The following is a 5,733-nucleotide window of genomic DNA, read 5'->3' as shown; positions in this document are numbered from 1 at the left end:
TGTGCTGACGGCGTCGGCGACGGTGCGCCGGATCGTCAACATGACGGCGCTGCTGGTGGCGGATGTTGTGGGCGGCCGCATGAACGGTTGATTCTTGCGCCTCGGCTTGGTCACGCGGATGCAGCAAAGCAATCTCGCGTTGCACGATGCCCACGAGGGTACTCTCGGTCCGACATCGCGAGCCGGGTTTACTGGACGAAAAGCCTGCGCGTATGTCTGGATGGGCGTCGACGGCCCCAAGCCTGGCGCTCCGCTTCACAACCCGCACTACGACTTCAACGACGACGCATTGGCTGCCGGTGCCTCATATTGGGTGAACGTCGTGAAGGCGTTTGGCGCTGCGCATGTGTGAAGCTTCGCCGCTGCCCTGTGCGACTGTGTGGTCTGTAATGGCCGCGCGGCGCCGACGCCTGAAGACACTATGACTTTCCGTGAGGCAGAGGCTGGCGCGCCTGCTGCGAGGCGGTTTCGATCGTCACTTCGCTGTGCAGCAGGAACGTTGCCAATTCCGGCGTGCCCGGTTGAGCATCGGTCACCAGGGTCCAGTCGCGTTCGAGTGGGGTCCAGTGCTGCTGGCTCGCGCGATCCAGTTTGTGCGACGTCACCAGCACGAAGACGTTGGCCGCCTGCCTGATGATGCATTCCTTCAGATAGGCCTGCTCGGCGGTCGCCTCGCAGAGCCCACGGCCGGCGACCACGCCGTCCGCGCCAAGAAAAGCCTTGTCGACGGACAGGCGGTTCAGCGCGATCTGCGCGAGCGGCCCAAGCGTGCTCATGCTTGAGGGCCGCAGGTCGCCGCCGATCAGCGTGACCGGCACGTCGCTCGACGCAAGCAGGCCAATTGCCAGCAGGTTGTTGGTGACCACGCGAATGTCGCGGCGGCCGGCCAGCAGCCGGGCCATTGCAGCGGTGGTGGTGCCGCCGTCGAGAAAGATGGTGTCGCCGTCCTGGACGTGGCTCACCGCCACCTGCGCGATCGCGTCCTTTTGCTCGCGGAAGCTTTCGCGCCGCAGATCGAGCGACTCCTCGGGTTCGTGAATCCCGACCGAGGCGGCCGCGCCTCCGTACGTGCGCACGATGAGCCGTTCGTCGGCGAGCGCGCGCAGGTCGCGACGTACGGTTGCTTCGGACATGCCGAAATGCTCGCACAGGGCGCCCACGTCGTTCATGCCGGACAGAACGGCCTTCAGCATCGCCTCGCGGCGGTTCGTAACTTTCATGGTGATAGAGGGTAGCGGGTCATCCGAATGCTGCGCGCAATAGAGAGGAGAGGCGCCAACGGGCGTAAGTGTAATCAAACCGGCTGCTGGAGCAACGCCTGCGGAGCGGGGCGCGCTGCGCCCGCGACGTCGTTACGGCATACAAGTGGTTTTGGCTCAATGTGATCGATTCAATCAAATTCGACCCCATTACGCCTGAACGTGCTCGTTACTGGCGAATTTGCCAGCCTCGACAACTTGTTAATGAGCGGATTGCGCAGGGGCGTCTCGTGGCGTACACTCCGAATGACTGAATCAGTCATTTATAAATGATTGTTTCGATCATTTCCATACAGGAGACAATGATGGCCCAAGTTCCTATCAAGCGCGCGATCGAACGCGTTCCGGGCGGGATGATGATCGTCCCGCTACTGTTCGGCGCAATGATCGCCACCTTCTTGCCGGGCATGCCGAAGTTCTTCGGCTCGTTCACGAATGCGTTGTTTACCGGCGCGTTGCCGATTCTCGCCGTGTTTTATGTGTGCATGGGCGCGTCGATCGATGTGAAGGCAACGCCTTATCTGCTCAAGAAGGGCGGGGCGCTATTCGCGGCGAAGGTCGGGTCCGCGATTATGGTGGGTGTCGTGCTGGGCCACTTTTTGGGTGAGCAGCCGGTTTCGTCCGGACTGTTCGCGGGAATGTCGACGCTGGCGGTGGTTGCCGCGATGAACGACACGAACGGCGGCCTGTACATGGCGTTGATGGGTCAATATGGCAAGTCTGAGGACGTCGGTGCCTATACGATCATGTCGCTCGAATCCGGCCCGTTCCTGACGATGGTCACGCTCGGCGTAGCCGGGCTGTCGGCGTTTCCGTGGCAGACGCTGGTCGGCAGCATCCTCCCGCTCGCGGCCGGCATGCTGCTCGGCAATCTGGACCGTGAGATGCGCAACTTTCTCGGCCGCGCGGTGCCTGTGATGATTCCGTTCTTCGCCTTGGCGCTGGGCGCGAGCCTCGACCTGCACAAAGTATGGCAAGCCGGCTTGCTCGGCATTGGCCTCGGCGTCGCGGTGGTGATCGTGACGGGCATCCCCCTGTATTTGACCGATCGGCTGACTGGCGGCACGGGTGTCGCAGGCGTGGCGGCAGCCAACACGGCTGGCAACGGAGCGGCTGTGCCGGCGCTGATTGCAGCGGCCAACCCGGTCTATGCCGAGGCCGCGAAGAGCGCGACTTTGCTGGTCGCCTCATGCGTCGTCGTGACCGCAATCGTGTCGCCGATTCTTACTGCGGCCGTCGCAAAGCGAATTGGCAAGCAGGCCGACGCGAGCCGCGCGGCTGCATTGGAGGCGACCCGGTGAGCAGCACGAGCATTCTGATCATCGCCGACGACCTGTCCGGCGCCGCCGACTGCGCGATTGCATTTGCGGGAGCGGGGCGCAGTACGGCGGTGACGCTGAACGCGTCACGCGCGATGGGCGCGGCGGAGGTGATCGCGGTGGATACCGACACGCGCCGCATGCCGCCGGCCGAAGCTGCACACTGCACCAGCGCCGCGTGGCTGGCGCAGCGCGGGCCGGGTCGGCGTCTGTACAAGAAAATCGATTCGACCTTGCGCGGTAACTGGGCCGCGGAAGTAGCCGCGTTGCAGCCGCTCGCGGGCCTCGCCATCGTCGCCACGGCCTTTCCTGCCACTGGGCGCACCGTCCGTGAGGGCCGCGTATTCGTGCGCGGCGTGCCGCTCGAAAATACGGAAACGTGGCAGCTCGAACACGCCGCGCACTCCGCCGACCTCAACGCCATGGTCAAGGCGGTCGGCTTGCGCACCGCGGCCCTGGGTGTCGACGCGCTGCGTGGCGATCCCGCAGCGTTGCGCGCTGCCATTGCCGCCGTGGCGAGCAGTGGCGCGCAGGCGCTCATCGTCGATGCGGAAACGGATGAGGATTTGAGAGCACTCGCGCAGGCGACAGCGTCGATGGAGGAAGCCCTGTTCTGGGTCGGCTCGGGCGGTCTGGCTCGCGAACTGGCGTCGTTGAGTGACCTGTTCGAGGTCGCCACGGAAGCCGCGCAAGACGCGCCGCCGAAGCCGGACCAGCAGAGAAGCGCGATCCTGATTCTGGTGGGCAGTCTGTCGGCCGTCTCGGAACAGCAATGCGCGATGCTGCGCGAGCGTGCGGGCGTGGGCGAGTTGATCGTGCCGCCGGTCGTGCTGCGCGCGGGCGAGTCTCATCAGGAGTGGACGGCCTGGCAGGCACGCGTTGGCGCGCATCTGAGCGCGCACACCGACTTGCTGGTGCGAATTGGTCGCGACGATCTGTTCGATCCCGCCGAAGGCGCGCAATTGTCTGCGTCGCTCGCTTCGCTCGTCGCACCGTTTTTCACGCATCTGAGCGGTTTGATCGCGACGGGCGGCGAAACCGCGCGCGCGATGCTCGGTACAGCCGGCATCGACAGCCTGCAATTGCTTTCGGAAATCGAGCCGGGCGTGGCAGTGGGCCGCCCGTACGGCAACCCGCGCCTCACCGTCGTCACCAAAGCCGGCGCATTTGGCAGCGAGCATGCGCTGTACGGCGCCTACCTTCATCTGCGGGGCACACCGGAGTTCGCTGACAACGAGTCCGGATCGGCTCACCCGAGCGGCAACACAACATCTTCGCCGGCTCGCGAAACGAACCAACGTCATTCAGGCAAAACATCATGAGCAACTATCTTCCAGTCATCGGCATCACGATGGGCGACGCAGCGGGCGTGGGTCCGGAAATCGTCGTCAAGAGCTTGACGCACGAGTCCGTCTACCGGCAGTGCCGGCCGCTCGTCATCGGCGATGCCGCGCGCCTCGAGCAGGCCAACCGGATTGTCGGCGGCAGCACGAAAGTGCGTCGCATCGCGAAGCCGGCTGATGCGCAATATGAGCAGGGCACCATCGACTGCATCGACCTCGGGCTGATTCCCGCCGACCTGCCTTTCGGCGCACTGTCGGCGCTCGCAGGCGACGCCGCGTATCAGTACATCGCGCGCGCCGTCGAACTCGCGAAGGCCGACGAGATCGATGCGATCTGCACGGCGCCGCTGAACAAGGAAGCGTTGCACGCCGGCGGTCACAAGTATCCCGGCCACACTGAAATGCTCGCGCATCTCACGGGCATCGAGGAGGTGTCGATGATGCTGGTCGCGCCGAAACTGCGCGTGATTCACGTGACGACTCACATCGGCATTATCGATGCGATCCGCAAGATCGAACCGGGCCTCGTGCAGCGCACGCTAGAGCGAGGCCATGCGACGCTGGTGAAGGCGGGCATTGCCAATCCGCGCATCGCCGTGTGCGGCATCAACCCGCATGCCGGCGAAAACGGCCTGTTCGGTTATGGCGAGGAAGAGGAAAAGATCGTTCCGGCCGTGCAGGTCTTGCGTGAACGCGGCTGGGACATCGAGGGCCCGCTTCCGGCCGACACGCTGTTCTTCCGTGCGGGACGCGGCGACTTCGATCTGGTGGTGGCGATGTACCACGATCAGGGCCATGGTCCGGTCAAGGTGCTCGGCCTCGAAGCCGGCGTCAACGTGACGGTCGGACTCGATGTGATCCGTACCTCGGTCGATCACGGCACGGCGTTCGATATCGCAGGCAAAGGCATCGCTGACGAACGCAGCCTGCTCGAAGCACTGCGGCAAGGCGCCGAACTTGCGACGCGCCGCGCCTGACGCGGCTTGAAATCGATGTACGTGCGCGGTGCCGCCCGCTCGCGCGGAGCGGCACCGTGCCCTTAGGGCTGTAGTTGTCAGGGTTATGCAAACACGACGCACTGAAGACTTTCGCGAAAGGCTACTCGAAGCGGGTGTCGCGCTGTTCGCCGAAACGGGTTATCACGGCACCGGCGTAAAAGACATCGTCGAGCGTGCCGGCGTGCCGAAGGGCTCGTTCTACAACTACTTCGAGAGCAAAGAGGCATTCGGCGCGGCAATCCTGCAACACTACGCGCAGGAGCAGGCCGCTGAATGGAAGCGGTATTCGCGCGAAGCGGCATCGTCCGACCCGCTGCTCGCGCTTCGCGGCATCTACGCATGCATCGTTGCCGACTACGAAGCCTGTGACGACCGCTACGGTTGTCTGGTCGGCAACTTTGCAGGAGAGATCGCGCAGTCGAGCGATCTGTGCCGGCTCGCCGCGCGCAGGACGGTCAATGAATGGCGTGTCGGCTGTGCCGATTATCTGCGGCGCGGCCAGGAATACGGCTCCGTGCGGCGCGATCTTTCGGCTGATGCAATGGCTGACCTGTTCTGGAATGCGTGGGAAGGCAGCTTGTTGCGCATGAAGCTGGATGACTCCGTCGAGCCGCTGAAGGCTTGCGTGCATTCCATGTTCGATCTGTTTTTCAAATCCCCGCAGTAACGGTCGTGGCTGGTTTGAACGGTGTCTGGTGTCGATCCGGGTAGCCGTTTATTCCGTTTTGAGACGACCGGTCATTTCAATGTAAGGAAGAGAGATTCAATGCAGAACTTTACGTTTCATAACCCCACACGAATCATTTTCGGCGAC

At 63.7% G+C, this 5,733-nt stretch carries 6 protein-coding genes; 5 read left to right on the top strand and 1 reads right to left on the bottom strand.

Features of this window, described 5'->3' with window-relative positions; genetic code table 11:
- Window positions 1–118 precede the first annotated feature (118 nt).
- Window positions 119–352: a hypothetical protein gene (locus P0D73_RS45820; RefSeq protein ID WP_408436296.1), complete on the top strand. Its 234-nt coding sequence runs from the start codon at window positions 119–121 to the stop codon at window positions 350–352.
- Between the two features lie 67 nt (window positions 353–419).
- On the opposite strand, the gene P0D73_RS45815 is transcribed toward P0D73_RS45820, so the two are convergent.
- Window positions 420–1,220, bottom strand: a complete 801-nt coding sequence (locus P0D73_RS45815) for a DeoR/GlpR family DNA-binding transcription regulator (protein WP_132379828.1) — start codon at window positions 1,218–1,220, stop codon at window positions 420–422.
- A 344-nt stretch (window positions 1,221–1,564) separates the two neighbouring features.
- Here P0D73_RS45815 and P0D73_RS45810 point away from each other — a divergent pair, with 344 nt between their 5' ends.
- The 4 genes from P0D73_RS45810 (at window position 1,565) to P0D73_RS45795 (ending at window position 5,586) form a co-directional block, all read left to right on the top strand.
- A complete protein-coding gene (locus tag P0D73_RS45810; RefSeq protein ID WP_408321150.1) occupies window positions 1,565–2,560 on the top strand; it encodes a 2-keto-3-deoxygluconate permease in 996 nt (331 codons plus the stop codon).
- Window positions 2,557–3,900 carry a four-carbon acid sugar kinase family protein gene (locus tag P0D73_RS45805; protein ID WP_408321146.1) on the top strand — a complete coding sequence of 448 codons (1,344 nt, stop codon included), beginning with the start codon at window positions 2,557–2,559 and terminating at the stop codon, window positions 3,898–3,900. The genes P0D73_RS45810 and P0D73_RS45805 overlap by 4 nt, the downstream gene beginning before the upstream one ends.
- Complete coding sequence (gene pdxA / locus P0D73_RS45800) at window positions 3,897–4,898, top strand: 4-hydroxythreonine-4-phosphate dehydrogenase PdxA (RefSeq protein WP_132379834.1); 1,002 nt, start codon at window positions 3,897–3,899, stop codon at window positions 4,896–4,898. The genes P0D73_RS45805 and pdxA overlap by 4 nt, the downstream gene beginning before the upstream one ends.
- Window positions 4,899–4,983: 85 nt before the next feature.
- Complete coding sequence (locus tag P0D73_RS45795) at window positions 4,984–5,586, top strand: TetR/AcrR family transcriptional regulator (protein ID WP_408321144.1); 603 nt, start codon at window positions 4,984–4,986, stop codon at window positions 5,584–5,586.
- The last annotated feature ends 147 nt before the right edge of the window (window positions 5,587–5,733 follow it).

The organism is Paraburkholderia sp. RL18-101-BIB-B (genome assembly GCF_046026985.1).
GTDB lineage: Bacteria > Pseudomonadota > Gammaproteobacteria > Burkholderiales > Burkholderiaceae > Paraburkholderia.
The sequence above is the reverse complement of the archived record's forward strand: the minus strand, read 5'-3'. Positions and strand labels throughout refer to the sequence as shown.

Bases quoted from the DNA above. Each gene is read 5' to 3' on its own strand.
- P0D73_RS45820 (WP_408436296.1), top strand. From the start codon at position 119: ATGCAGCAAAGCAATCTCGCGTTGCACGATGCCCACGAGGGTACTCTC.
- P0D73_RS45815 (WP_132379828.1), bottom strand. From the start codon at position 1,220: ATGAAAGTTACGAACCGCCGCGAGGCGATGCTGAAGGCCGTTCTGTCC.
- P0D73_RS45810 (WP_408321150.1), top strand. From the start codon at position 1,565: ATGGCCCAAGTTCCTATCAAGCGCGCGATCGAACGCGTTCCGGGCGGG.
- pdxA (WP_132379834.1), top strand. From the start codon at position 3,897: ATGAGCAACTATCTTCCAGTCATCGGCATCACGATGGGCGACGCAGCG.
- P0D73_RS45795 (WP_408321144.1), top strand. From the start codon at position 4,984: ATGCAAACACGACGCACTGAAGACTTTCGCGAAAGGCTACTCGAAGCG.